General features: G+C 63.9%; 25 protein-coding genes. 23 read left to right on the forward strand and 2 right to left on the reverse strand.

Annotation, left to right across the window (positions count from 1 at the left end):
- Window positions 1-11 precede the first annotated feature (11 nt).
- From NQL71_RS04180 to NQL71_RS04190, 3 genes are all read left to right on the forward strand, one after another.
- Window positions 12-1,628, forward strand: coding sequence for a FadD3 family acyl-CoA ligase (locus NQL71_RS04180; protein WP_274642308.1), 1,617 nt, complete (start codon window positions 12-14; stop codon window positions 1,626-1,628).
- Between the two features lie 50 nt (window positions 1,629-1,678).
- Window positions 1,679-3,325, forward strand: a complete 1,647-nt coding sequence (locus NQL71_RS04185; RefSeq protein ID WP_178134461.1) for a DUF1302 domain-containing protein — start codon at window positions 1,679-1,681, stop codon at window positions 3,323-3,325.
- A gap of 74 nt (window positions 3,326-3,399) precedes the next feature.
- The gene (locus NQL71_RS04190; RefSeq protein ID WP_077185963.1) at window positions 3,400-4,629 is read left to right on the forward strand and encodes an NADH:flavin oxidoreductase; all 1,230 of its coding nucleotides are present in this window, start codon (window positions 3,400-3,402) and stop codon (window positions 4,627-4,629) included.
- Between the two features lie 200 nt (window positions 4,630-4,829).
- Here the strand turns inward: NQL71_RS04190 and NQL71_RS04195 are convergent, their stop codons facing one another.
- Entirely contained in the window at window positions 4,830-5,663 is an 834-nt protein-coding gene (locus NQL71_RS04195; protein ID WP_046817075.1) for an alpha/beta fold hydrolase, read from the reverse strand.
- Window positions 5,664-5,917: 254 nt separating this feature from the next.
- Here NQL71_RS04195 and NQL71_RS04200 point away from each other — a divergent pair, with 254 nt between their 5' ends.
- The 20 genes from NQL71_RS04200 to NQL71_RS04295 all read left to right on the forward strand — a co-directional run bounded on the left by NQL71_RS04200 (window position 5,918) and on the right by NQL71_RS04295 (window position 24,937).
- Complete coding sequence (locus tag NQL71_RS04200) at window positions 5,918-6,652, forward strand: SDR family NAD(P)-dependent oxidoreductase (RefSeq protein WP_274642309.1); 735 nt, start codon at window positions 5,918-5,920, stop codon at window positions 6,650-6,652.
- Between the two features lie 14 nt (window positions 6,653-6,666).
- Entirely contained in the window at window positions 6,667-7,440 is a 774-nt protein-coding gene (locus tag NQL71_RS04205; protein WP_046817078.1) for an SDR family NAD(P)-dependent oxidoreductase, read from the forward strand.
- Window positions 7,440-8,075, forward strand: a complete 636-nt coding sequence (locus tag NQL71_RS04210) for a nuclear transport factor 2 family protein (RefSeq protein ID WP_274642310.1) — start codon at window positions 7,440-7,442, stop codon at window positions 8,073-8,075. The genes NQL71_RS04205 and NQL71_RS04210 overlap by 1 nt, the downstream gene beginning before the upstream one ends.
- Before the next feature lie 213 nt (window positions 8,076-8,288).
- Window positions 8,289-9,179 (forward strand): VOC family protein, encoded by an 891-nt coding sequence (locus NQL71_RS04215; RefSeq protein WP_274642311.1) that lies wholly within the window; start codon window positions 8,289-8,291, stop codon window positions 9,177-9,179.
- A 12-nt stretch (window positions 9,180-9,191) separates the two neighbouring features.
- Complete coding sequence (locus NQL71_RS04220) at window positions 9,192-10,067, forward strand: CoA transferase subunit A (protein ID WP_046817130.1); 876 nt, start codon at window positions 9,192-9,194, stop codon at window positions 10,065-10,067.
- Window positions 10,068-10,079: 12 nt separating this feature from the next.
- On the forward strand, window positions 10,080-10,877 hold the full coding sequence (locus tag NQL71_RS04225) for a CoA-transferase subunit beta (protein WP_077185957.1): 798 nt from the start codon (window positions 10,080-10,082) through the stop codon (window positions 10,875-10,877).
- 16 nt (window positions 10,878-10,893) lie between these two features.
- On the forward strand, window positions 10,894-11,802 hold the full coding sequence (locus NQL71_RS04230; protein ID WP_077185956.1) for an enoyl-CoA hydratase: 909 nt from the start codon (window positions 10,894-10,896) through the stop codon (window positions 11,800-11,802).
- A complete protein-coding gene (locus tag NQL71_RS04235) occupies window positions 11,799-12,911 on the forward strand; it encodes an NAD(P)H-dependent flavin oxidoreductase (protein ID WP_046817083.1) in 1,113 nt (370 codons plus the stop codon). The genes NQL71_RS04230 and NQL71_RS04235 overlap by 4 nt, the downstream gene beginning before the upstream one ends.
- Entirely contained in the window at window positions 12,908-13,660 is a 753-nt protein-coding gene (locus NQL71_RS04240; RefSeq protein WP_046817084.1) for an enoyl-CoA hydratase family protein, read from the forward strand. Before NQL71_RS04235 ends, NQL71_RS04240 begins: the two co-directional genes overlap by 4 nt.
- Before the next feature lie 9 nt (window positions 13,661-13,669).
- Complete coding sequence (locus NQL71_RS04245) at window positions 13,670-14,833, forward strand: acyl-CoA dehydrogenase family protein (RefSeq protein ID WP_274642312.1); 1,164 nt, start codon at window positions 13,670-13,672, stop codon at window positions 14,831-14,833.
- Window positions 14,834-14,842: 9 nt separating this feature from the next.
- Window positions 14,843-15,901, forward strand: a complete 1,059-nt coding sequence (locus NQL71_RS04250) for an acyl-CoA dehydrogenase family protein (protein ID WP_077185954.1) — start codon at window positions 14,843-14,845, stop codon at window positions 15,899-15,901.
- 3 nt (window positions 15,902-15,904) lie between these two features.
- Window positions 15,905-17,056, forward strand: a complete 1,152-nt coding sequence (locus NQL71_RS04255; protein ID WP_180204168.1) for an acetyl-CoA C-acetyltransferase — start codon at window positions 15,905-15,907, stop codon at window positions 17,054-17,056.
- 60 nt (window positions 17,057-17,116) lie between these two features.
- Window positions 17,117-17,995, forward strand: a complete 879-nt coding sequence (locus NQL71_RS04260; protein WP_046817088.1) for an SDR family oxidoreductase — start codon at window positions 17,117-17,119, stop codon at window positions 17,993-17,995.
- Window positions 17,996-18,225: 230 nt separating this feature from the next.
- Window positions 18,226-19,011: an SDR family oxidoreductase gene (locus NQL71_RS04265; protein WP_274642313.1), complete on the forward strand. Its 786-nt coding sequence runs from the start codon at window positions 18,226-18,228 to the stop codon at window positions 19,009-19,011.
- Window positions 19,012-19,021: 10 nt separating this feature from the next.
- Window positions 19,022-19,492 carry a MaoC family dehydratase gene (locus NQL71_RS04270; protein WP_274642314.1) on the forward strand — a complete coding sequence of 157 codons (471 nt, stop codon included), beginning with the start codon at window positions 19,022-19,024 and terminating at the stop codon, window positions 19,490-19,492.
- A gap of 7 nt (window positions 19,493-19,499) precedes the next feature.
- Entirely contained in the window at window positions 19,500-20,708 is a 1,209-nt protein-coding gene (locus tag NQL71_RS04275) for an acetyl-CoA C-acyltransferase (protein ID WP_274642315.1), read from the forward strand.
- A gap of 75 nt (window positions 20,709-20,783) precedes the next feature.
- Window positions 20,784-21,986, forward strand: a complete 1,203-nt coding sequence (locus tag NQL71_RS04280) for a helix-turn-helix transcriptional regulator (protein ID WP_077185952.1) — start codon at window positions 20,784-20,786, stop codon at window positions 21,984-21,986.
- Between the two features lie 101 nt (window positions 21,987-22,087).
- Complete coding sequence (locus NQL71_RS04285; RefSeq protein WP_248686445.1) at window positions 22,088-23,464, forward strand: DUF1329 domain-containing protein; 1,377 nt, start codon at window positions 22,088-22,090, stop codon at window positions 23,462-23,464.
- Between the two features lie 175 nt (window positions 23,465-23,639).
- Window positions 23,640-24,680 carry a 3-ketosteroid-9-alpha-monooxygenase, oxygenase component gene (locus NQL71_RS04290; RefSeq protein WP_046817093.1) on the forward strand — a complete coding sequence of 347 codons (1,041 nt, stop codon included), beginning with the start codon at window positions 23,640-23,642 and terminating at the stop codon, window positions 24,678-24,680.
- An 83-nt stretch (window positions 24,681-24,763) separates the two neighbouring features.
- Window positions 24,764-24,937: a hypothetical protein gene (locus tag NQL71_RS04295; RefSeq protein ID WP_179092183.1), complete on the forward strand. Its 174-nt coding sequence runs from the start codon at window positions 24,764-24,766 to the stop codon at window positions 24,935-24,937.
- Here NQL71_RS04295 and NQL71_RS04300 read toward each other — a convergent pair.
- Window positions 24,924-25,085, reverse strand: coding sequence for a DUF2986 domain-containing protein (locus NQL71_RS04300; RefSeq protein ID WP_077185950.1), 162 nt, complete (start codon window positions 25,083-25,085; stop codon window positions 24,924-24,926). The two genes, NQL71_RS04295 and NQL71_RS04300, sit on opposite strands and share 14 nt — an antisense overlap.
- Between the last annotated feature and the right edge of the window lie 138 nt (window positions 25,086-25,223).

A 25,223-nucleotide genomic window follows, 5' to 3' on the forward strand; every position in this document is an offset into this window, starting at 1 on the left:
CCGAGCCCACGATGAATCAGAGCCTGAACCTTGCCGCGCCGCTGAGCGCCGCCCCTGTTACCCTTGCCCAATTGGTCTTCAGCAGTGCCGAACGTTTTGCCGGGCGCACCGCCATCGAGGACAACGGCCAGTGCATCGACTACGCCGAGCTGCCCGAGCGCGTCATGGGCTTTGCCCGGGGCTTGATGGCGCTGGGTATCCAGGCCGGCGACCGGGTCGGTATCTGGGCGCCGAACAGCGGTGACTGGATCCTCGCGGCACTGGGCATTCAGTGCGCCGGCGCAGTACTGGTGCCGATCAACACGCGCATGAAGGGCCTAGAGGCCGCCGATGTGCTGGAGCGCAGCGGCTGCCGAGTGTTGTTTGTCCAGCAGCGTTTTCTCGACGTCGACTACCCGGCGCTGCTCGCGCCCCATCGGCCGGCCAGTCTCGAACACTTGGTGATGCTCGAGGGCGACACCCCCGGGTTGCCGTCGGACCTGACCCTTGCCCAGTTCCTGCTCGGCGCGGCGACCATTGATGCCGACAGTGCCAGGCGTCGGGCCATGGCGATCGGCCCCGAGGCCATGTGCGACCTGTTGTTCACCTCCGGCACCACCGGCAAGCCCAAGGGCGTGATGAGCGGCCATGGCCAGAACCTGCGGGCCTTCACCGAATACGTCAAGGTTATCGGCCTGCTGCCGCAAGACCGCTACCTGATCGTCAACCCGTTCTTCCATGCCTTTGGCTACAAGGCCGGCTGGCTAACCTGCCTGATCGGCGGGGCGACCATCCTGCCCCATGCGGTGTTCGACGCCGAACACGTATTCCAGCGCATCGCCCGTGAGCGCATCAGCGTCTTGCCAGGTGCACCGACCCTATACCTCTCGCTGCTGGCCCATCCGCAGCTCAAGCAGACCGACCTGTCGAGCCTGCGCATCGCGGTGACCGGTTCGGCGAGCATCCCGCCGAGCCTGATCGAGCGCATGCGTGCCGAGCTGGGTTTCGCCGTGGTGACCACCGCCTACGGCCTGACCGAATGCGGCGGGCTGGCGACGATCTGCGATCCACAAGACTCGGCAACAGTGATCGCCGGCACCAGCGGACGGCCGATCGCCGGCACCGAAGTGAGCATCCGCGATCCGCACAACCAGGCGCTGGAGGCCGGGCAGACCGGCGAGATCTGCCTGCGCGGTTTTCACATCATGCAGGGCTATTTCCAGAACCCCGAAGCGACCCGCGAAGCCATCGACGCCCAAGGCTGGCTGCACACCGGCGATGTCGGGCGCCTGGACGAGGCGGGCAACCTGATCATTACCGACCGCCTGAAGGACATGTACATCGTCGGCGGTTTCAACTGCTACCCGGCGGAAATCGAAGCGGCGCTGATCAGGCACCCGGCCATTGCCCAGGTGGCGGTGATCGGTATCGCCGATGAGCGCATGGGCGAAGTCGGCTGTGCCTGTGTGGTGCTGCGTGAAGGGCGCGAACTTGACGAAGCACAACTGATCGCCTGGAGCCGTGAGCAGATGGCCAATTACAAGGTGCCGCGCCGGGTGCATTTCTTCAACGCCTTGCCACTCAACCCATCGAGCAAAGTAGCGAAGAACGAACTGCGCGCGATGCTGGCCAGCAGCGTTCCGGCGTGAGGCGCAGCGGTGTCGAAACACGAAAAAAACAACAACAAAAGGAGAGGAGCATGTTCACGGGAATCACTGTCGCGCGCCATTCACGGAACCTGAGCGGTGGCCGCTGCCTGTTGGCAACGGCCATCACCATTGCCAGTGCCACGGCCAGCGCCGCACCGAGCATCCAGCTGGGGGAAAACACCACCCTGGATTCGTCGCTGACGGTCAACTACACCGCCTCCATGCGCACCGCCAAGCAGGCCAGTCAATACCTCAACGATCCGAACAACGACGACGGCACGCGCGCCTTCAAGCGCGGTTCGTTGATCAACAACCGCCTGAGCCTGTTCGGCGAGTTGCAACTTCGGCACGACAACCTCGGCGCGGTGCTGCGTGGCAGCCAGTTCTACGATGACGTCTACAACCAGAAAAACGCCAACGACTCGCCGCAGACGGTGAACAAGACCGGCCACAACGACGGCTTCAGCGACGAAACCCGTCGCCTGAGCGGCAGCGCGGCGCGCCTGCTCGATGCCTATGTGTATGGCAACTTCGAGCTCGGCGAGACCCAGTACCTGTCACTCAAGGCGGGGCGGCACCTGGTGGCGTGGGGCGAGAGCCTGTTCTGGGCCAACATCAGTCAGGGCCAGGCCCCGGTGGATGCGACCAAGTTCAACGTGCCGGGTACCGAAGCCAAGGACTCCTACCTGCCGGTGGGGCAGGTGTCCGGGTCGTGGTCGCTCAATGAAGACCTGGCGCTGGTGGGCTACTACCAGTACGAGTGGGAAAAGACCCAGCTCAACCCGGTGGGCGATTATTTCGGCAGCGATACCTTCGGTCCCGGTGCCGAGTTTTTCCGTCTGGGCGCCGGGCAGGTCGACCGTCTGCCCAACGGCCTGGCGGTTGGTTACGCCGGTGAGAAAGACGCCAGCGACAGCGGCCAATGGGGCCTGGGTGTGCGCTACCGGATCACCGAGAACACCGAAGTGGGGCTGTTCCATTACCGCTACAACGAACGCATCGGCTCGCTGTTCTTCGACTTCACCGGCACCACCCAATACTCCTCGCTCAAGGGTATCGGGCATGACGGCACCGCGCCGTCCTATCGCCTGGGCTACTTCGAAGACGTCAAGCTGACGGGTGTCAGCTTCAGCTCCAAGGTCGGCGATTCGGTGCAGTACGCCGGTGACCTGAGCTACCGCGATGGCGCCTCGGTCTACCTCAACAACGGCGCACCGACCACCGGGCAGATCTGGCAAGGCAACCTCAACGCCAGCTACATCCTCGGCCCAAGCCTGCTCGCGCAACAGACCACCTTCATGGGCGAAGTGGTGCATCAACACATCGACGGGGTGGACAGCCTGACGATCACCGGCGGCGGCGCTGGCGTGGATGGCACTTTCGACCAGTTTGAATCGAAGACCCAGACCCGAGGCTCGACCCTGCTGGGCATTGGCGCCTACATGGATTACCCGTCCATCGCCACGGGCCTGGACCTGAGCACCAAGGTGGTCTGGACGCAGAACGTCGACGGCAGCGCCTATCAGGGCCTGGGTCGAGACGAAAAACGCCTGACCGTTGGCGGCGACTTCAAGTACCTGGGCAACTTCCAGGTCGGCATGACCTATGTCGCCTACCTGAGCTCCCCGGATGTCGCCCAGGGCCGGTTGCTGGCTGACCGCGATTACCTGTCATTCAACGCCAAATACACCTTTTGAAGATCATGGCTGCGTCGCGATCCAGCGCCGCAGTCGTTTGTTTTTAGCCTGATAAAAATAAAGAGAGGCCTGTCATGAATCCTCGTCCGACCCCATCACCGTTCAGCCCTATCGCGATTGGCCCGTTGACCCTGAAAAACCGATTTATCAAGGCGGCCACCAACGAGGGCATGAGTGCCCAGGGCGTGCCTTCCAAGCAACTGGTCAAGCTGCACTCGGCCCTGGTCGCCGGCGGCACCGCCCTGACCACCGTGGCCTATTGCGCGGTGAGCAGCGATGGACGCACCTTGCCCAACCAGCTGACCCTCAGCCAATCCAGCCTGCCGCACTTCAAGGCCCTGACCGACGGCGTGCACCAGGCCGGCGGCCTGGCCAGCGCGCAGATTACCCACGGCGGCTGCTTCACCTTCATCCGCGAGCGCTCGACCAAGCGTCCGCTGTCCGCCAGCGGCGGCTTCAACAAGATCGGCCTGATGAGCGGCATGTTCCTCAAGCAGGCGATGAACGAGGCCGACATGCAACAAGTGGTGCGCGAATTCGCCCAAGGCGCGCGCCTGGCCCGCCAGGCGGGATTCGACGCGGTGGAAATCCACATGGGCCACGGCTACCTGCTCAGCCAGTTCATTTCGCCGATGTACAACAAGCGCCGCGACCAATACGGCGGCAGCCTGGAAAACCGCCTGCGCTTTCCGCGCCGGGTGCTGCGGGCGGTGCTGGATGCGGTCGGCCAGGAGATGGCGGTCATCTGCAAATACAGCGTGACCGAAGGCGTGCGCGCCGGTAACAGCGCCGAAGACGGGGCACGGATCGCGCGCATGCTCGAAGAGGAGGGTGCGCATTTGCTGGTGCTCAGCGCCGGTATGAACGCTGAGTCGATCACTACCATGTTCGGCTCTTCCTTCCCCAAGGAAAACCGCGTGCAGCAGAAGAACAAGATCATCGCCCTGGCCATGGCCATCCAGCGTCGCAAGGAGCCGACCGTGGAATTCCGCGAGCTGTATCTGCTGGAACATGCGCGCAAGGTGCGTGCGGCGGTGAAAATGCCGTTGGCGTATCTGGGCGGTGCCAAGAGCCTGGCAAGCATCGAAAAGATCATGGCCGAGGGCTTTGACCTGGTCGCCATGGGGCGGGTGTTGTTGGCCGAAAATGATTACGTCAACAAACTCGCCAGCGGCGCCAGCCGCGATTCGATCTGCACCGCGTGCAACCGCTGCGTGGCCATGATGTACACGCCCGGCGGCACTTCCTGCGTACTGGGTAAGCCCGGCGATGCCGTGTTGAACAGCCAGAAGGCGGCGGGCTGACAGATACACCAGCGCTTGGTTCGCCTGCAGGAGCAAACTTGCTGGCGATGCGATGGTGGCCGTTATGCCGCCATCGCTGGCAAGCCAGCTCCTACAGGTTTGCGGGGGTATGTGGGGTTTGTGGCGTGACACACATCTGTAGGTGCCGGCTTGCTGGCGATAGCGGTGGCGAAGCGGATGCCGCCACCGCGTCGCCTGGTTCAACCGTGCTGCAGAAACTCAATGCAGCTACGGTTGAACAATTCGCGGTGCTCCACCTGAACCCAATGCCCGCACCGGTTGAGCACGATGAACCGCGCATTCGGTGTGCCGTCGATGATGCGCTGGGCGCCACTGATCGGGTTGAAGTGATCGTTGCTGCCCCAGAACCCGAGGATCGGGCACTGGATTTCGCCCAGGCGCGCTTCCATGTTCGGCACCATCATCGTGCTGAACAGGTTCTTCGGCTGGGTCACCGCCACCGCCACGCGTTCCTGCAGCAGGCTTTCCGGCAGGATCGACGCATCGAACAGCTGCAGGCTCATCATGCTGCGCATTTCCTCCATGCCGATGGGGCCGGCGCTGAACAGGCTGACCATGCGCACGATGCCTTCCATCTTGAAATAGGTTTCCCGCTCCTCGACACCGCCCGGTGCCAGCAGGATCAGGCTCTGGGCCAGTTGCGGCAGGCGCAGGGCCAGGCCCAGGGCGATTGCACCACCCAGCGAGTTACCCAGCAGCGTGCAGCGTCGCACACCGACGGACTCCAAGAACGCCGCCACGCAATCGACGAAGAACTCCAGGTTGTACTGCACGTCCTCGGGTTTGTCCGAGCGGCCGAAACCCGGGAGGTCCAGCACGATATTGCGATAGCCGGCGGCGACCAGTTGCGGGTAGTTGCCCTTGAAGTTGCTGAAGCCACTGGCGCCCGGCCCGCTGCCGTGCAGCCACAGGACCACGGGGCCGGCGCCCTCATCCAGATAGTGCAGGCGCAGGCCGTTGGGCAGGGTTGCGTAATGGCCAACGGGCAAGGGCAGGTCTACAGGTTGGTTCATGGGGTTCTCCATTGATGGCGGATTCATGAAGCACAACCGCGCCAGGCGCTGCAGCGAATTGAAGGGGAATGCCGCGCCTGGCGTGGTGCGCGCCAAGCGAATGCTGGGCGCTGACGCCGTCATTCACATCGTCCGTTCAGACCACGCGGCGCTAGTCCTATCGGACGATGTGTGCACGGGGGCTTGCCGCCAATCATGCAAGTGACGGCTCCATTGCAGCGGGCCGCAGCGTATTCGCACACTTGGAGATTGCTATGAAGTTACTCGATAAAGTGGCCTTCGTGACCGGTGCCACCCAGGGCATGGGCCAGGCCATCGTGCGTGGTTTTGTCGCCGAAGGCGCCAAGGTGGTGGCTGTCGACCTGAACCAGGCGGCCCTGGCCGAGAGCCTGGCAGACCTGGGCGACCAGGTGCTGGCCCTGGCCTGCAACGTTGGTGATGGTGCCTCCGTGGCCGATGCCATGGGCCAGGCCGAGCAGCACTTCGGTGGCCTCGACATCCTGGTCAACAACGCCGGCGTGGGCGGGCTGGACAGCTTCCTCGAAACCCCGGACGAGAGCTGGGCGCGGGTGATCGGGGTGAACCTGGGCGGCACCTTCCTGTGCTGCCGTGAAGGCGCCAAATTGATGGTCAAGGGTGGCCGCAAGGGCGCGATCATCAACCTCTCCAGCACCGCCGCGCTGACCGGCGAAGGCCCAAGCCACTACTGCGCCTCGAAAGCCGGTGTCATGGGCCTGACCCGCTCGATCGCCCGTGAACTGGCCGCCAGCGGCATCCGCGTCAACACTCTGGTGCCTGGGCCGACCAACACCCCGATGATGGCCGGCATCCCTGATGACTACATGCAGGCGCTGCTGAAAAACGTGCCCCTGGGCCGTATGTGCGAGACCGACGAGATCGCCCGGGTCGCGGTGTTCCTGGCCAGCGAAGACGCCAGTTTCATGACCGGGCAGAACATCGCCGTCAACGGCGGCATGGCCTTTATCTGAGCAGGGAGTCACCCATGAGCAAACGTCTACAAGGAAAAATCGCCTTCGTCACCGGCGCCGGTTCCGGCATCGGCGAAGCCACCGCGCTGCGGTTCGCCGAAGAGGGCGCCACGGTGGTGCTGTGCGGGCGGCGCATCGAGCCGCTGCAAGGCGTGCAGGAAAAAATCCAGGCCCAAGGCGGGCAGGCGGAGATCGCCGTGGCCGATGTCAGCGATGAACAGGCCTACGTCGGTGCACTGCAAGCCACCGCGCAACGTCATGGGCGCCTGGACATCCTGGTCAACAACGCGATGGCCTACACCTGGGGCGGCATCGACAGCATGACCACCGCCGACTGGCACGCCAACTTCGCCACTACCGTGGACGGCACCTTCTGGGGCACCCGCACCGCCATGCAGTTGATGAAGGCCCAGGGCGGCGGTTCGATCGTCAACATCGCGTCGATCTGCGGCCTGTTCGGCACGGCGTGGATGGCCGGTTATTCGGCGGCCAAGGCGGCGGTGATCAACTTCAGCCGGGCGGCGGCCAGCGAAGGCGCACCGCACAACATCCGCTGCAACGTGATCATTCCCGGCGTAGTCGACACCCCGGCCACGGCCGGCATGCTGGCCGATGCCAAGACCCGCAGCAACACTGAAAAAGTCATCCCGATGAAACGGGTCGGCCTGCCAGTGGAGCTGGCCAACGCCATTGTGTTCCTGGCCAGCGACGAGGCTTCGTATGTCACCGGTGCCAGCCTGGCGGTGGATGGCGGACGGGGTTCGGACCTGTACACGGTGCTCGACTGATGAGCCACGAAACCAACGCATTGCTTGAGCGCATCGACCGCCTGGAGTCGCTGGACGCGATCCGCCAACTGGCCGGCAAATACGCCCTGGCCCTGGACATGCGCGACATGGATGCCATGGCCAACTGCTTCGCCCCGGACGTGCGCGTGGGCCGTGACAAGAGTGGTCGCGCGCACCTCAAGGCGTGGCTGGACGAAACCATGCGCACGCAGTTCCATGGCACCGCCCATCACCTGGGGCAGCACATCATCGAGTTCAGCGATGCCGATCACGCCACCGGCGTGGTCTATTCGAAGAACGAGCATGAGACCGGTCCCGAGTGGGTGATCATGCAGATGCTGTACTGGGACGACTACGAGCGGATCGACGGGCGTTGGTGCTTCCGTCGCCGCTTGCCGTGCTACTGGTACGCGACCGACCTGAACAAACCACCGATCGGCGGCCTGAAAATGCGTTGGCCGGGGCGCGAGCCTTACGCGGGCAGCTTCCACGAACTGTTTCCGTCCTGGGATGCCTTCTGGGCGCAACGCCCGGACAAGGACGCCTTGCCGCAGATCGCCGAACCCGCACCGCTGGAGGGCTTCCTCAAGACCCTGCGTCGCGGGGCGGATGACCCGAAGATTCGCGTGCGCTGAACGGCAGCGAAGGCGTCCGTCCAGCCAACTCATGGTTGCCTGACCCGGCGCTTTCGCTGGCAAGCCAGCTCCTACAGTGGGCGTCCATCCTGCCCGCCAATGTGGCATCTGCCCCACGCCTTTGCCTGCTTAGTCTCAACGGACGATGAAGCCTCGGTCGGCGCTTTGCACAATGCTCGTCACAAAAGCCCTTCAGCCAACGAGGACCCAGGCATGATCGACATTCGCGGTTTGAGCTATTTCGTCTCGCAGATCGAAAACCTCAGTCATTGGCAGCGTTACGCCGAAGACGTGCTGGGCATGCAAGTGAACCCGGCACCGGGCGGTGGCTTGTACGTGAAAATGGACGAGCGTCCGTTTCGCATGCTGATCGTCGAAGGCAGCGAGGCGCGTTACCTGGCCTCTGGCTGGGAGCTGGCCAACGAGACGGCCTTCAAGGCCGCCCTCGAGCACCTGAGCGCTGCCAGTATCGAATGGCAGCCAGGCTGCGCCGCCGAGATCGAGCAGCGCGGCGTCCAGGCGCTGGTCAAGGTGACCGACCCGTCGGGCAACTGCCATGAACTGAGCTGGGGCCATCGCTCCGATTGCCTGCCGTTCGTGTCTCCCCAGGGCGTGCCGCGTTTCATCACTGGCGACATGGGCCTGGGCCACACGGTGCTGCCGGCGCCGAACTTCGACGCCACCCTGGCGTTCGCCAAGGATGTGCTGGGCTTTGAGTTGTCGGACATTTTCAACTTCCGTCCCGACCCGTCCGTAGCACCGGTGCGCATTCACTTTTTGCATTGCCAGAACGCCCGTCACCACAGCTTGGCGCTGGCCGAGTACCCGGTGCCGTCCGGTTGCGTGCACGTGATGGTCGAGGTCGATTCGATGACCGAAGTCGGCCGCGCCCACGACCGTCTGCACGCCCATGCGGTGGACCTGTCGGCCACCCTCGGCCAGCACCTCAACGACCGCATGACCAGTTTCTACATGAAGACACCGTCCGGCTTCGATCTGGAATACGGCTTTGGCGGGTTGCAAGTCGACTGGGCCGAGCATTCGGCCTTCGAGTTCACCCGCGTGAGCATTTGGGGGCACGACTTTTCGGTCGGCCAGCACTAAGGAATTGTCATGATGAACAAACAACTGACAGCGGCCGATGCGGTCGCTCAATTGCGCGATGGCATGACCATCGGTTTCGGTGGCTGGGGCCCGCGGCGCAAGCCGATGGCGATCGTGCGCGAGATCCTGCGCTCACCGGTCAAGGACCTCACCGTGGTCGCCTACGGCGGCCCGGAAGTGGGCATGCTGTGCGCGGCCGGCAAGGTCAAGAAACTGGTGTTCGGCTTCGCCACCCTCGATGCCATTCCGTTGGAACCCTACTACCGCAAGGCCCGCGAAGCCGGCGAGCTGGAGCTGATGGAACTCGACGAAGGCATGTTCCAGTGGGGCCTGCGCGCCGCCGGCATGCGCCTGCCGTTCCTGCCCACTCGTTGTGGCCTGGCCACTGACGTGACGCGCCTGAACCCGGCACTCAAGACGATCCAGTCACCCTATGCCGATGGCGAGGTGCTGCTGGCGATGCCGGCGCTCAACCTTGACGTGGCGTTCCTGCACGTCAACGTCGCCGACCGCCTTGGCAACTGCCTGGTGACCGGGCCAGACCCGTATTTCGACCACCTGTTCGCCCGCGCCGCCCAGCAGTGCTTCGTCTCGTGCGAGCGTCTGGAAGAACGCCTGGCGCTGACCGCCGAGCAGGCCCGCTTCAATACCTTCGAGCGCTATCTGGTGAGCGGTGTGGTGCATGCACCTTTCGGTGCGCACCCGACGCTCTGCGCCCCTGACTACGGCTGGGACATGAAGCACCTCAAGGGCTATGTCGCCAGCAGCCAGGCGGAAAACGGCTGGCAGGACTATGTGCAGACCTGGATCGCCGGTGGCGAGCAGGCCTATCAGGCACAGAACGGCGGTGCCGACTCCATGGGCGCCTTGCCCCTTCCCGTGTTCTGAGGATTACCGAGCATGTCTGCAACCTGTGATTTCACCCTGGCTGAACTGATGATCGTCGCCGCCTCCGAGGCCTGGCGTGGCAATGGCGAGGTGATTGCCTCGGGCCTGGGCGTGATCCCGCGCCTGGGCGCCAGCCTGGCCAAACTGACCCACAGCCCGGAACTGTTGATGACCGACAGCGAGGCGTTCCTCGTCGAAGAACCGATCCCGCTGGGCCCGCGTGGCGACTACGTTGCGCGTTATTCGGGTTACATGTCGTTCGAACGAGTATTCGAATGCGTGTGGGGCGGGCGCCGTCACGCAATGATCGGGCCGACCCAGATCGACCGCTGGGGCCAGACCAACCTGTCCTGCGTCGGCGACTATCAAAAACCCAGGACGGCGATCCTCGGCGTGCGCGGCCTGCCGGGCAACAGCATCAACCACCTCAACTCGTTTTTCGTGCCCAGCCATAACAGCCGGGTGTTCGTCAGCGGCGAAGTGGACATGGTCTCCGGTGTCGGCTTCAAGGCCGAGCGCTGGCCCGAAGGCGCGCGTCGCGACCTGATGGACATCCGTTGCGTGGTCAGCGACCTCTGCGTCCTCGATTTCAACGGCCCGGACCGTGCGGTGCAAGTGCGTTCGTTGCACCCCGGCGTGAGCTTCGAGCAGGTCCAGGACAACACCGGCTTCCCGTTGCTCAAGTCGGCACAGTTGCACGAAACCGCGCATCCCACTCCTGAGCAGTTGGCGCTGATCCGCCGACTCGATCCCCACGACTACCGCGCCACGGCGATCAAGGGCAACCCGCCCGGCATCCGTACGGCCTGAGCCAAGGACAGCGACCATGCACAGCAGCGACAGTGAATTCATCGTCCGCCAGGACAACGCCGTCTACGAGACGGACACCCCGGTGCTGTACAGCGTGGCCGAGGGTATTGCCACGCTGACGCTGAACCGGCCGACCTTCAATAACGCGCAAAACTCGCAGATGACCTACGCCCTGGATGCCTGCTTTCGCCAGGCGGTGAACGACGACAGCGTCAAGGTCATCGTCCTGCGCGGCAACGGCAAGCACTTTTCGGCGGGCCACGATATCGGCACCCCCGGGCGCGATATCGACAAGCCGTTCGAACGCGCGCACCTGTGGTGGGACCACACCAACAAGCCCGGTGGCGAGCAACTCTATGCCCGCGAACAGGAGGTGTACCTGGGCATGTGCCGGCGCTGGCGCGAACTGCCCAAGCCGACCATCGCCATGGTCCATGGCGCGTGTATCGCAGGTGGCCTGATGCTGGCCTGGGTCTGCGACCTGATCGTCGCCAGTGACGACGCCTTCTTCCAGGACCCGGTGGTGCGCATGGGCATTCCGGGGGTGGAATATTTTGCCCATCCCTATGAAATGAACCCGCGCATCGCCAAGGAATTCCTTTTCACCGGCGATCGCATGAGCGCGGGCCGAGCCTGGCAGGTGGGCATGGTCAACCGCCTGGTGCCCCGTGATGAACTGGAGCAGGCCACCTATGCCTTGGCCGCGGGCATTGCCCGTCAGCCGCGCATGGGCCTGGCCCTGACCAAGCAGGCGATCAACCACGTCGAGGACCTGCAAGGCAAGCGCACGGCGATGGATGCGGTGTTCGCCTGGCACCACTTTGCCCATGCCCATAACGAGCTGTTGTCCGGCGACAAGCTGGGCGGCTTCGACGCCAAGGGCATGGCCCGGGCCAACAAGCAAGCCGAGGACAACAGCCAATGAACCGCTGGCTCGATACGCCTCTGACCGAGGCCCTTGGTTGCCGTTACCCGATCGTACAGACCGCCATGGGCTGGGTCGCCGACGCCAACCTGGTGATCGCCTCGACCCAGGCCGGGGGCTTCGGTTTCCTCGCCGGGGCGACCATTACGGCGGCTGAACTGGAAGGCGAAATCTGCAAGGTGATTGACGCCACCGGTGGCAGCAATTTCGGTCTCAACTTCCATATGTTCCAGGACAACGCCGCCCAGTGCGTCGACTTGGCGATCAAGTACCGCCTGCGTGCCGTCAGTTACGGGCGCGGCCCGGACAAACAGACCATCGCGCGTTTCAAGGCGGCCAAGGTGCTGTGCATTCCCACCGTCGGTGCCTTGAAGCATGCGCTCAAGGCGGTGGAGCTGGGCGCCGACCTGATCACCATCCAGGGTGGCGAGGGCGGTGGTCATACCGGCGGTGTGCCCAGCTCGATCCTGCTGCCCCAGGTGCTGGCGGCGGTCAAGGTACCGGTGATTGCGGCCGGCGGCTTTGCCACCGGCCGTGGCCTGGCCTCGGTGCTGGCCGCCGGTGGCGCCGGCATCGCCATGGGCACGCGATTTCTCATGACCCGTGAATCGCCGACCCCGGCCGCGACACTGGAACGCTACCTGAAGGTCAACGATCCGCAGCTGGTGCGCGTGACCACGGCAGTGGATGGCATGCGCCACCGCATGATCGAAAACCGCTTCATCAATCACCTCGAGCAGGCGGGCCCCTTCGGCCGCCTGCGCATTGCCCTGGGCAGCGCCTGGCAGTGGAAGCAGCAGACCGGCATGAGCCTGGGGCACATGGCTTCTGTCTTTATCCGTGCGTTGCGTGAAGACCCGTCGCAGCTGTCGCAAGTGGTGATGGCCGCCAACCAGCCGGTGCTGCTGCAGCGCTCGATGATCGATGGCGCCCCGGACGAGGGCATCCTGCCCAGCGGCCAGGTCGCGGCGGCCATCGGCGAGTTGCTCAGTTGCCGCGAAGTCATCGAAGGCATTGCCAGTGAGGCCCAGCAATGCCTGGACGCACTCCTGGCCCGCAGCCAGACCCTCCCATCGAATCGTCCCGCCAGCATTGGAGAACCCCTATGAACCAGGCATTTACCACACAACTCAATCAGGGGATCGCGGAACTGGTGATCGCCAAACCCCCGGTCAATGCCCTCGACAGCCAGCAATGGCTCGCCCTGGCACGGGAGATCGAAGCCCTTGGTGCCAATCCGCAGGTGCGGGTGATCGTGATTCGCGCCGAAGGCCGCGGCTTTTGCGCCGGCGTCGACATCAAGGAGCTGGACCAATACCCGGAGCGGATCGTCGAGGTCAACGCCGGTAACTACGCCACTTTCAAGGCCGTGCACCGCAACCCGGTGCCGGTGATTGTCGCGGTCCATGGCTTCGTCCTGGGCGGCGGTATCGGTATCACCGGGGCGGCGGACATCGTCGTCGCCTCCGACTGCGCGACCTTCGCCCTGCCGGAAGTCGACCGCGGCGCCATGGGCGGCGGAGCGCATCTGCAGCGTCTGTTCCCGGTGCAAAAAGTTCGCTACCTGTTCTTTACCGGCGACAGCATCGGCGCTCCCGAGGCGCTGCAATACGGCTTTATCGAGCGCGTCGTCAGCAAGGACCAGCTGCGCGAAACCGCCCTGGGCATCGCGGCGAAAATCGCCGAGAAGAGCCCGGCGATGATCCGCATCGCCAAGGAAGCCTTGAACGGCATCGAAGACGGCAACCTGGAAGACAAATACCGCTGGGAGCAGGGTTTCACCATGCAGGCCTACAGCAGCCCGGACTCCGCGGAAACGCGCCGGGCCTTCGTCGAAAAACGCGACGCCAAGTTCTGAGAGATCGCCATGGACCTGACTTACACCCCCAAGCAAAACGCCTTCCGTGCCGAAGTACGGGCCTGGCTGGCGGCCAATCTGCCACGCGAGCCCTTTGCCAGTTACGACAGTCGCGAAGGTTTTGAACAGCACCGCGCCTGGGAGGCCAAGCTGTTCGAAAGCCGCTGGTCGATGGTGATGTGGCCGGCCGAACTGGGCGGTCGCGGCAGCGACTTGATCGAGTGGCTGATCTTCGAGGAAGAGTATTACGGCGCCGGGGCGCCGATGCGCATCAACCAGAATGGCCAACTGTTGCTGGGACCGACCTTGATGGAGTTTGGCACCCAGGAGCAAAAGCAGCGCTTTTTGCCACGCATGGCGGCCAGCCTGGACATGTGGGCACAAGGCTGGTCGGAGCCCAACGCCGGTTCCGACATGGCGGCGATCACCAGCAAGGCGGTACTCGACGGCGACCATTACGTGATCAACGGGCAGAAGACCTGGTCGAGCCGGGCGAACTTCGCCGACTGGCTGTTCGGCCTGTTCCGCAGCGAGCCGGGATCAACCCGTCATCACGGCCTGTCGTTCATCATGGTGCCGCTCAACACGCCAGGGGTGAGCATTCGCCCGATCAAGGCACTCAACGGCAAGGAAGCCTTCGCCGAGGTGTTTTTCGATGACGTTCGGGTCCCCGTGAACAACCTCATCGGTACCCAGGGGCAGGGCTGGCACGTGGCGATGGCCACCGCCGGCTTCGAGCGTGGTTTGTTGCTGCGTTCACCGGCGCGCTTCCAGTCCACGGCACGCAAGCTGGTTGAACTGTACAAGGCCTATCGCGTCAGTGCCGACCGCGACCCTGGCCTGCGCGATGCCGTGCTGGAGACCTGGATGTGCGCCGAGGCCTATGCGATGTCGGCTTACTACACCGTAGGGCGCTTGAGCCGCGGCGAGCAGATCGGCGCCGAGTCGAGCATCAACAAGATCATCTGGTCGGAGCTCGACCTGAAGATGCACGAGACCGCCATGCGCATTCTCGGCACACGCGGCGAGCTGGTGGCAAAGGGCGCGCAAGCGGGCGACGCGGCGGGCTGGCTGGAGGGTTTCCTGTTTGCCCAGTCCGGGCCGATCTACGCCGGCACCAACGAAATCCAGCGCAACATCATCGCCGAGCGCATGCTCGGTTTGCCGAAATAAGGAACCGCCATGGACTTCACTTTTAACGATGACCAGTTGGCGTTCCGCGAAGCCATCAGTCGTTTCCTGATGACCGAAGCCGCGCCGGAAATGCTCCGGGAAATCTGGGAGACCGATGCCGGGCGCTCCCGGGACTTGCGCAACAAGATTGCCGGGCAGGGCCTGACCGCCTTGTCGGTGCCCGAGGCCGAAGGTGGTCTGGGCATGGACGATGTGACCTGGGCACTGATGACCCAGGAGTTGGGCTACTACGCCATTCCCGACTCATTGGCCGACACCGCTTATGTCGCCACCGGCTTGCTCGCCGGCTTGCCTGCGATGCATCCGGCGCGTGCCGACCTGCTGCCACGGATTGCCGACGGCAGCTTGCGCATGGCGATCGGTCATCCGGTCAATGCCCTGGTCAGCGACGCGCAACTGGCCGAAGTGCTGATCCTCACCCATGGCGATGAGATCCATGTGGTGCCGCGCTGCGAAGTCAACGTGGACAACCACCTGAGCATCGATGCCTCACGCCGCCTGGGCCACGTGACCTGGACGCCGTCGGCGGCCACCTGCATTGCCAGTGGCGAACAGGGCCGGGCCTTGCAGGAACGCCTGCTGGACCGTGGCGCGCTGTCGGTGGCCGGGCAACTGCTGGGGTTGGCGCAGCGCATGCTCGACCTGTCGGTGGACTACGTCGCACAGCGCAAACAGTTCGGAAAGCCGATCGGCAGCTTCCAGGCGGTCAAGCATCACCTGGCCGATGTCGCCCGTTACATCGAGCAGGCCAAACCGGTGCTTTATCGCGCCGCCCACGCCCTGGCCCGGGGCGACGTCAACGCCGGGGTCCGGGTCTCGCAAGCGCGCCTGGCGGCGAACGAGGCCAGCTGGATCGCCGCCCGCAAGGGCATCCAGGTGCACGGGGCGATGGGGTACACCTGGGAAGTGGACCTGCAGATGTTCATGAAGCGCGCCTGGGCCCTCGATGCGTCCTGGGGCGACCGCGGCTTTCACAAAACCCGAGTCAGCGACTACCTGTTCGCCGACGCCACTGGCCTGGAGCCAGGGCATACTTTCGAGGAATGAGTCATGGCCCAGGCCTACATTGTTGATGCACTGCGCAGCCCCACCGGCAAGCGCAAGGGCTCTTTGAGCGAGATCCACGCGATAGACCTGGGCGCCCATGTGCTCAAGGCCCTGGTCGCGCGCAACGTGATCCCCGCCGAGGACTACGACGACGTGATATTCGGTTGCGTCGACACCATCGGTTCCCAGGCCGGCGACATCGCCCGCACCAGTTGGCTGGCCGCCGGTTTGCCGCTGACGGTGCCCGGCACCACCGTGGATCGCCAGTGCGGTTCGTCGCAACAGGCGCTGCATTTCGCCGCGCAGGCGGTGATGAGCGGCACCCAGGATGTGGTCGCGGTGGGCGGGGTGCAGACCATGACCCAGATCCCGATTTCTTCGGCGATGCTGGCCGGCCAGCCCCTGGGTTTTGCCGATCCGTTCTCGGGCAGCGTCGGCTGGCGCGCGCGTTTTGGCCAGCAGCCGGTCAACCAGTTCTACGCCGCGCAACGGATTGCCGATCACTGGCAGATCAGCCGCGAGCAGATGGAAGCCTTTGCCCTGCAGAGCCACGAACGTGCGCTGGCGGCCATCGCCAGCGGCCGCTTTGCCCGGGAAATCGTCAGCTGCCAAGGGTTGGCGGTGGATGAAACGCCGCGCCACAGCAGCCTGGCGAAGATGGCCGAGTTGCAACCGGTGGACCCGCAGTTCCCATCGATCACCGCCGCGGTGTCCAGCCAGACCTGCGACGCCTCGGCGGCGTTGTTGGTGGTGTCCGAGGCGGCGCTCAAGCGCTACGACCTGACCCCTCGGGCGCGGATTCATCACCTGACGGTGCTCGGCGACGATCCGATCTGGCACCTCACCGCACCGATTGCCGCCACCCGCCGGGCCCTGGCCAAGAGCGGCCTGAGCATGGCCGACATCGACCGGGTCGAGATCAACGAAGCCTTCGCCTCGGTGGTCATGGCCTGGGCCAAGGAGCTGGATTACGACCCGGCGCAAACCAACGTCAACGGCGGCGCAATTGCCTTGGGTCATCCATTGGGCGCTACTGGCGCACGGTTGATGACCACGCTGCTCAACGAACTGGAATGCAGCGGCGGTCGCTATGGCCTGCAAACCATGTGCGAAGGCGGCGGCCAGGCCAACGTGACCATCATCGAACGCTTGTAATTTTCCATGCGGGGCCGCCGCTTCGGGCGCGCGGCCACTCACCATTTCAAGGAGTCAAACATGGCTATCTGTGCAGACCGCACCGTGATCATCACCGGGGCCGGCGGCGGACTCGGTCGCGCCTACGCCCTGGCGTTCGCCGCGCAAGGGGCCAACGTGGTGGTCAACGATATTCGCGCCGACGCCGCAGAGGATGTGGCGGGGGAGATTCGCGCCAACGGTGGCCAGGCCATCGCCAACAGCGACGACATCACCACCCTGGCCACCGCGCAGCGCATCGTCGATGCGGCATTGGCGGCGTTCGGTGAAGTGCATGTGTTGATCAACAACGCCGGCGTGTTGCGCGACCGCATGTTCATCAGCCTCAGTGAAGAAGACTGGGACATGGTCATGCGCGTTCACCTCAAGGGCCATTACTGCCTGGCCAACATCCTCGGCCGCCGCTGGCGCGACCTGGCCAAGGCCGGCACGCCGGTGGACGCACGGATCATCAACACCAGCTCCGGCGCCGGGCTGCAAGGTTCGGTGGGCCAGTCCAATTATTCGGCGGCCAAGGGCGGCATCGCCTCGCTGACCCTGGTGCAAGCGGCGGAACTGGCCCGTTATGGCGTCACCGCCAATGCACTGGCGCCGGCCGCACGCACCTCGATGACCGAGAGCGCCATGCCCGACGTGGTGAAAAAACCCGAGGACGGCAGCTTTGATGCCTGGGCCGCGGAAAACGTCGCGCCGCTGGTGGTTTGGCTGGGCAGCCCGGCCTCGGCCCACGTCAGCGGCCAGGTCTTCGAAAGCCAGGGCGGACGCATCTCCCTGGGCGACGGTTGGCGCACAGGCGTGACCTGCGACAAGGGCGCGTTGTGGAAAGTCGAAGAGATCGGCGCGGCGGTGGACGCCATCCTCGCCGAAGCACCCAAGGCACAGAAAGTCTGGGGAAGCTGAAGCCTCGACCATTCACTCGCGGCCGTACCCGATCCCCTGTAGGAGCTGGCGTGCCAGCGATGGCGGCATAACGGCCACCATCGCATCGCCAGCAAGCCGGCTCCTGCAGAGGCGCGTCGTGCCCGCCGCCGTCTTGCTGTTTCTCCACCTTCATACCCCATTTTGACGATGCGCCCGCATCGCTCCCTCCGTACAACTGCAGCGTATTGATTTCTTCGGAGGTAGACGCTGTGAAACAAGCCCCCCCTTATGTTCCCGGGCATCAATTGCTGGCCGGCAAGTCGGTGTTGATTACCGCGGCGGCCGGTGCCGGTATCGGTTATTCGGCGGCCCGGCGCAGTGCCGAGGAAGGTTGTCGGGCATTGATGATTTCCGATGTGCATGCGCGGCGCCTGGAGGAGGCGGTGGAGCGTCTCAAGGCCGAGACGGGTTTGCAGGCGATTTATGGCCAGCTGTGCAATGTCACGGACGAAAACGAAGTCCAGGCGCTGGTGGCAGCAGCCGAGCAAGCGTTGGGCGGGGTCGATGTGCTGATCAACAACGCAGGCCTGGGTGGCCAGAAACGCGTGGTGGATATGAGCGACGAAGAATGGTTGCGGGTGCTGGATGTGACCCTGACCGGCACCTTCCGCATGACCCGGGCGATGTTGCCGCACATGCAGCGCCGTGGCGCCGGGGCCATCGTCAACAACGCCTCGGTGCTCGGCTGGCGGGCGCAGAAGGAACAGGCCCATTACGCCGCCGCCAAGGCCGGGGTGATGGCGCTGACCCGCTGCAGTGCCCTGGAAGCCGCCGAGTTCGGCGTGCGCATCAACGCGGTGTCGCCGTCGATTGCGCTGCACGATTTCCTCAAGAAAGCCTCCAGCGAAGAGTTGCTCGCCAGCCTGGCCGGGCGCGAGGCGTTCGGGCGTGCCGCCGAAGTCTGGGAGGTGGCCAACGTGATGATGTTCCTGGCCAGCGATTATGCCTCCTACATGGTCGGCGAAGTGCTGTCCGTCAGTTCACAACAGGCTTGAGGATGTGCACATGAGCCACGTATTCAACAGTGCCCAGGCGTTGCTGGCGGCCGAGGGCCTGGATCTGGGCCACACCGAATGGCTGACCATCAGCCAGCAACGCATCGATCTGTTCGCCGAAGCCACCAGCGATCACCAGTGGATTCACGTCGACCCGATGCGCGCCGCCAGCGGCCCGTTTGGCGCCTGCATTGCCCACGGCTACCTGACCCAGTCACTGGCCAACCTGTTCATGCCGCAGTTGCTGATCCTTGAAAACATGGCGATGGGCGTGAACTACGGCAGCGACCGGGTGCGCTTCCCGGCGCCGGTCAAGGTCGATTCGCGGGTGCGCGGCAGCGGCCAGATCCTGCGCGCCGAACAACTGGGCGACGCCGTGCAACTGGTGGTGCGCATGACCATGGAAGTCGAAGGCCAGGCACGCCCCGGCTGCGTGATCGACACCATCAGCCGCTACACCTTCAACCCCATTTCCGAGTGAGTTAGCCATGGACCAGAATGAAGTCGTCATCGTCGCCACCGCCCGTACCGCGTTGGCCAAGTCGTTTCGCGGATCGTTCAACGATACCGAAGCCCCGGTGCTGGGCGGCCATGTGGTGCGCGCGGTGGTCGAGCGCGCCGGCATCGAGCCTGCCGAGGTCGAGGATGTGATCATGGGCGCGTCGGTGCAGCAGGGCACCCAGGGCTTCAACATCGGCCGGCTCTGCGCCTACACCGGCGGTTTGCCGGACAGCGTGCCGGGCATGGCGGTGGATCGCATGTGCGCCTCGGGCCTGATGAGCATTGGCATGGCCGCCAAGGGCATCATGACCGGCGAGATGAACATTGCCATCGGTGGTGGCGTGGAGTCCCTGTCGCTGACCCAGACCAAGCACAAGAATGCCTATCGCGCCCGTTCCGAAGCCGTGCTGCAGGTGATGCCCAGCGCCTATATCCCGATGATCGAGACCGCCGAGATCGTCTCGCGTCGCTATGGCATCAGTCGCGCCGCCCAGGACGAGTATTCGCTGCACAGCCAGTTGCGCACCGCCGCCGCGCAGCGAGACGGCCTGTTCGACGATGAAATCGTCGGCCTGAGCGTGGATAAACTGCTGTTCGCCGCCGATGGTCAACCCAATGGCCACGAACGCGTGCAGGTGCTGAAAGACGAGTGCAACCGGCCCAATACGCGCCTGGAAGACTTGGCGGGCTTGAAAACGGTGTGGAAGGACGGCGCCTGGGTCGAGCACGGCGAGTTCGTCACCGCCGGCAACGCCTCGCAATTCTCCGACGGTGCCGCGGCCAGCTTGCTGATGAGTCGAGCCGAGGCCAAGCGCCGCGGGCTGACGCCACTGGGTATCTACCGCGGCATTGCCGTGGGCGGCTGCGCGCCTGAGGAAATGGGCATCGGCCCGGTGATCGCGATTCCCAAGCTGCTCAAGCGTTTTGGCCTGGGCGTGAAGGATATCGGCCTGTGGGAGATCAACGAGGCCTTCGCCAGCCAGGTGCTGCATTGCCGCGATGCGCTGCAGATCCCGGCCGATCGCCTGAACGTCAACGGCGGGGCGATTGCCATCGGTCACCCGTTCGGCATGTCCGGTGCGCGGATGGTCGGCCACGCCTTGCTCGAAGGGCGGCGGCGCGGTGTTCGGTATGTGGTGATCGCCATGTGCATCGGCGGCGGCATGGGCGCCGCCGGCCTGTTCGAGCTGCCATGAGGCGAGCGGGGCAGTGCCGACCTGTCGATTAATCCATGGGGCCCGCAGGTCGGGCCTCTCTGCTGGGGAATGGTTATGCAAAGTGGTATGCCCAATGCACAGGTCCTGGCGCACATGGGCCTGGAGCTGGACGAGTACGAACGGATTATCGGCAATATCTACGATTCGGCAATGGATACCCGCAGCTTGAGCGACGCGTTGCGCGAGGTGCGGACGTTGTTCAAGGCCAATTTCGTCACCTTGATCCTGCGGGTCCAGGACGAGCCGCTGTTGTCACCGATGGTGGTCGCCGGCGATGTCGAACTGGGGCAGGGCGGTATCAACCATTACGCCTACTACGCCAAATCCACCCTGTTCGATGGTCTGCCCACTGACACGGTGTTCACCGTCGATGAGCTGATCAGCGACAGCGAATGGTCCAGCTCGGCGTTTTACCTGCTGTACTGCCAGCCCTACGACTGCTACCACATGCTCGGTGCCGATATCCGCATGCCGGATGGCGGCACCGTGCGTTTCCGGATCAATCGACCCCGGGCCCAGCCACGGTTCAGTGACGCCGAGCGGGCCATGTGCGCCATGTTGTTGCCCCATCTGCGCCGGGCCTTGCACATGTATTCGCTGCTCGACCGCAGCGAGTCGCTGGGCAGCCTGTATTCACAGACGATCAGCCGCCTGGCGGTGGCGACCATTGTGCTCGATGAGCACGGCACCGTGGTGCAACTCAATCCCGTGGCCCGGGAGATCCTCGACAGCCAGGACGGCCTCAAGGTGGTCGGCGGGCGGCTGGAAGCGACTTATCCCAGCGACAATCGCGAGCTGGCGCGCCTGGTGCGCAATGCCTTCCAGCGCGCCAGACAAGGCGCCAGCCGGGGTGTGCAGGTGGCCGAGGCGACCTCGATTTCCCGCCCTTCGGGGCAGGTCAGCCTGGGCGTGGTGGTGGAGTTGATTCCGTCCGGGGACCTGCTCGAAGGCAACGGCAAGCCCACGGTGGTGGTGTATGTGCGCGATGCCGTGAGCAAGTCGCTGGTGAGCACGGTGCTGACGTCGCAACTGTACAACCTGACGCCGGCGGAAACCACGCTGGCCCTGGAACTGGCCAACGGCCTGTCGCTGGAGGAAGCCTCGGAATTCCTGAATATCCGCCGCAATACCGCGCGGGCGCACCTGCGCTCGATTTTTTCCAAGACCGGTGTGCGACGCCAGACGGAGCTGGTGCGGATCATGCTCAACAGTGTGGTCGCCCTGGGCGCGCCGCAGCCAGCGACGGCGCGGCTATGAAGCGGGTGCGCGGCAAAATGCGTTAGTCCGTGCGGACGATGCTGCCGGGTTCCCGGGCTGTCGATACTGGGCCACCGTTGTCGAACCTAAGGAGAATAAAAATGACCGGCAGTAATCAGTCCCCTGGCTGGGCGTTGGCGTTGTTATTGAGCTGCTGTGCCATCGGCACGGTGAATGCCGCACCCGAAGATGCCTCCCGCCTGGGCACAGACTTGACGTGCGTGGGCGCGGAAAAAGCCGGCAACGCCGACGGCAGCATTCCAGCGTTCAGCGGCAAATGGCTGGGCGCGCCACCCCACGTCGACTTCAAGGGCACGGGTAACCACCCGGTCGACCCGTACGCGGACGAAAAACCGCTGTTCGTGATTACCGCGCAGAACATCGCGCAGTACAACGACTACCTGTCCGACGGCCAGAAAGCCCTGTTCAAGCTGTTCCCGGGCACCTACAAGATGCCGATCTACCCCTCGCACCGGGATTTCCGCTTCGACGACGCGGTTTGCAAAGCCACCCGCGAGAACGCCAGCATTGCTCGCCTGGTGGATGAGGGTGAAGGGGTGGTGGGCAAAACCGGTGGCACAGCCTTTCCGGTACCGCGCAGCGGCCTGGAACTGTTGAAGAACGCCTCGGCTTTTACCCTGCGTGCCTGGACCGAGGAATACACCTCCGACAACGCCTACGTGCTCAAGGATGGCAACATCAACTGGGGCCGCGTGCATTCGCGCAACCTGGCGCCGGCGCTGGAACCCGGCAAGATTGGCGAGACCACCGGCAACTCGTCGTTCTACCTCAACGAAACCCTGTTGCCGCAACGCGACAAGGGCGAGATCAATACCGGCACCGAGTTCTGGAATGACAAGACCGAACCGCGCCAGGCCTGGCGTTACGATCCGGGCACCCGGCGTGTGCGCCAGTCGCCGGGCTATGGTTTCGACATGTCGTTCCCTGGCAGCGGTGGCTCGATCACCGTCGACGAGGTGCGCTTGTTCAACGGTTCCGGGCAGCGTTACGACTGGAAGATCGTCGGCAAGCGCGAGATGTTCATCCCCTACAACACCTACCGCCTGCACGCGGCCAACCTCAAGTACGCCGATCTGCTGACGCCGGGCCACATCAATCCCGATGCCATGCGTTATGAGCGCCATCGGGTGTGGGAGCTCGAAGGCACCCTCAAGCCGGGTTATCGCCACCTGTATGGCAAGCGCAAGTTGTATATCGACGAGGACACCTGGTTCCCGATGCTCGCCGACAACTATGACAACCGTGGCGAGCTGTGGCGCACCTCGATGCTCAATTACTTCTACGCCTACGAAACCCAGCGGCCGCAAGCGGGCGTCGGCCTGTACTACGACCTCAATGCCGGCAGCTACCTGGCGTTCAACCTGATCAACGAGCAGCGCAACGGCTACCTGTTGAACAAACCCGGCTTCAGCCCACGGGACTTCGGCCCGGAAGCTGCCCGGCGTTTCGGCCAGTAACCGTCAAGCGCGGCGCCCCTGGTGACAGGGGCGCCATTGAGAGTGGATCGCGTTTGATCTAGTCCAACTGAAGGATGACCTGCCGACGCGGCTACCCAATGATGTCGGCCATGGGATCACCCTGTATTTCTTGGGGGCATTGCCTGCCCAAGTCTGCAACCGAGGAACAATAACAATGACCAAACTCGCTGAAATCAACATCGAGAACGCCCAGCGCAGCCACCGTTACGCCCGCGGCTGGCACTGCCTGGGCAATGCCAGCGACTACCGTGATGGCAAGCCCCATACCCTGGAAATCTTCGGCACCCGCCTGGTGGCCTTTGCCGACAGCCAGGGCAACATCAGCATCCTCGATGCCTATTGCCCGCACATGGGCGCGGACCTGTCCCAGGGCACCATCGAGAACGACCGGCTGGTGTGCCCGTTCCACCACTGGAAGTACGACACCGGCGGCAAATGCGTGGAGATCCCTTACTGCAAGCGCATCCCGCCCAAGGCCAAGACCCGCAGCTGGTTGACCTGCGAGGAGAACAACCTGCTGTTCGTCTGGAACAACCCCGAAGGTCGTGCGCCAAAGGAGGGCGTGGTCATTCCACACCTGCCCGAGATGGACGATCCGGACTGGGTGCATGACTGGAACATCGACACCATGCACATCGAGACCAACCCACGGGAGCTGGTCGATAACCTGGTGGACGCCCAGCACTTCGGACCGGTGCACGGCACCCCGACCAAGTACTTCGCCAACGTTTTCGAAGGACACATCGGCCACCAGATTTTCCATGGCGACTCCGAGCGCCTGGGCGGCGACCTGATCGCGCCGTCGGCCTACTACGGGCCGGCGACCCACTTCACCCACATCAGCTCGATGTTCGGCGACGTGCGCATCCACGCCATCCTGCTCAACAGTCACGTGCCGGTGACACCGAACAGCTTCGACCTGCGTTTTGGTTGCATGGTCAAGCGGGTGCCGGGCTGGACCGAAGAACAGAACCAGGAAGTGGCCAGGGCCTACGTCCAGGGCAACCGCGACTCGTTCTACCAGGACGTGGTGATCTGGAAACACAAGATCCGCATCGACAAGCCGGTGCTGGCGGAAACCGACGGTCCGGTCTATCAGTTGCGCGAGTGGTACGAGCAGTTCTTCACCGATGAGGACGACGTGCCGGCATTCATGGCAGAGCGTCGCGAGTTCATCACGGTGGACGAGCGCTGACAGCGTGACAGGGCGCCTTCGGTCACTCGAAGGCGCCCTGTTGCCAGCGCAGTTTCAATCCAAAGGTCATGAGAGTACTGACAATGAAAATAAAAAGTCATCTCGCCTATTACGTACCGTTTTTGATCCTGTTTTTCCTGGTGTTGACCGTGCTGCTGTCGGTGCCGCCGGAGCCCGCCAGCGTCAAGGCCTGCAAGCATTACGCGAGTTGTGTGGCGATGAGTACGGGTGCGCCGAATTGGATCAATTTTCGCTAGGGGGGGTGATCGAGGCGTCACCGGCTTCAGCCGCCAGTTTCAACCGGTCAGCCTTGCTGATGTATTTCGGCTTTTTCGGTGCCAGTTTGGCGCTGGCCTTCTTGGCCTTTTCCTTGAACAGCTGCTGCAGCTTTTTTTGACGGTTCATGTTTTCCACCCGGCTTGTAAGTACTTGAATGATATCAGCGTAGCCCCTGCCTGGCCCTACCTTCCGGTGGGGTGGGGCAGGTTGGCCGTTGTGGCTATTGCAAATTACCCTGCGCACGACTGACAATGCGAGTCATTA

The organism is Pseudomonas serbica (assembly GCF_028823535.1).
Lineage (GTDB): Bacteria > Pseudomonadota > Gammaproteobacteria > Pseudomonadales > Pseudomonadaceae > Aquipseudomonas > Aquipseudomonas serbica.

Bases quoted from the DNA above. Each gene is read 5' to 3' on its own strand.
- NQL71_RS04180 (WP_274642308.1), top strand. From the start codon at position 12: ATGAATCAGAGCCTGAACCTTGCCGCGCCGCTGAGCGCCGCCCCTGTT.
- NQL71_RS04185 (WP_178134461.1), top strand. From the start codon at position 1,679: ATGTTCACGGGAATCACTGTCGCGCGCCATTCACGGAACCTGAGCGGT.
- NQL71_RS04190 (WP_077185963.1), top strand. From the start codon at position 3,400: ATGAATCCTCGTCCGACCCCATCACCGTTCAGCCCTATCGCGATTGGC.
- NQL71_RS04195 (WP_046817075.1), bottom strand. From the start codon at position 5,663: ATGAACCAACCTGTAGACCTGCCCTTGCCCGTTGGCCATTACGCAACC.
- NQL71_RS04200 (WP_274642309.1), top strand. From the start codon at position 5,918: ATGAAGTTACTCGATAAAGTGGCCTTCGTGACCGGTGCCACCCAGGGC.
- NQL71_RS04205 (WP_046817078.1), top strand. From the start codon at position 6,667: ATGAGCAAACGTCTACAAGGAAAAATCGCCTTCGTCACCGGCGCCGGT.
- NQL71_RS04210 (WP_274642310.1), top strand. From the start codon at position 7,440: ATGAGCCACGAAACCAACGCATTGCTTGAGCGCATCGACCGCCTGGAG.
- NQL71_RS04215 (WP_274642311.1), top strand. From the start codon at position 8,289: ATGATCGACATTCGCGGTTTGAGCTATTTCGTCTCGCAGATCGAAAAC.
- NQL71_RS04220 (WP_046817130.1), top strand. From the start codon at position 9,192: ATGAACAAACAACTGACAGCGGCCGATGCGGTCGCTCAATTGCGCGAT.
- NQL71_RS04225 (WP_077185957.1), top strand. From the start codon at position 10,080: ATGTCTGCAACCTGTGATTTCACCCTGGCTGAACTGATGATCGTCGCC.
- NQL71_RS04230 (WP_077185956.1), top strand. From the start codon at position 10,894: ATGCACAGCAGCGACAGTGAATTCATCGTCCGCCAGGACAACGCCGTC.
- NQL71_RS04235 (WP_046817083.1), top strand. From the start codon at position 11,799: ATGAACCGCTGGCTCGATACGCCTCTGACCGAGGCCCTTGGTTGCCGT.
- NQL71_RS04240 (WP_046817084.1), top strand. From the start codon at position 12,908: ATGAACCAGGCATTTACCACACAACTCAATCAGGGGATCGCGGAACTG.
- NQL71_RS04245 (WP_274642312.1), top strand. From the start codon at position 13,670: ATGGACCTGACTTACACCCCCAAGCAAAACGCCTTCCGTGCCGAAGTA.
- NQL71_RS04250 (WP_077185954.1), top strand. From the start codon at position 14,843: ATGGACTTCACTTTTAACGATGACCAGTTGGCGTTCCGCGAAGCCATC.
- NQL71_RS04255 (WP_180204168.1), top strand. From the start codon at position 15,905: ATGGCCCAGGCCTACATTGTTGATGCACTGCGCAGCCCCACCGGCAAG.
- NQL71_RS04260 (WP_046817088.1), top strand. From the start codon at position 17,117: ATGGCTATCTGTGCAGACCGCACCGTGATCATCACCGGGGCCGGCGGC.
- NQL71_RS04270 (WP_274642314.1), top strand. From the start codon at position 19,022: ATGAGCCACGTATTCAACAGTGCCCAGGCGTTGCTGGCGGCCGAGGGC.
- NQL71_RS04275 (WP_274642315.1), top strand. From the start codon at position 19,500: ATGGACCAGAATGAAGTCGTCATCGTCGCCACCGCCCGTACCGCGTTG.
- NQL71_RS04280 (WP_077185952.1), top strand. From the start codon at position 20,784: ATGCAAAGTGGTATGCCCAATGCACAGGTCCTGGCGCACATGGGCCTG.
- NQL71_RS04285 (WP_248686445.1), top strand. From the start codon at position 22,088: ATGACCGGCAGTAATCAGTCCCCTGGCTGGGCGTTGGCGTTGTTATTG.
- NQL71_RS04290 (WP_046817093.1), top strand. From the start codon at position 23,640: ATGACCAAACTCGCTGAAATCAACATCGAGAACGCCCAGCGCAGCCAC.
- NQL71_RS04295 (WP_179092183.1), top strand. From the start codon at position 24,764: ATGAAAATAAAAAGTCATCTCGCCTATTACGTACCGTTTTTGATCCTG.
- NQL71_RS04300 (WP_077185950.1), bottom strand. From the start codon at position 25,085: ATGAACCGTCAAAAAAAGCTGCAGCAGCTGTTCAAGGAAAAGGCCAAG.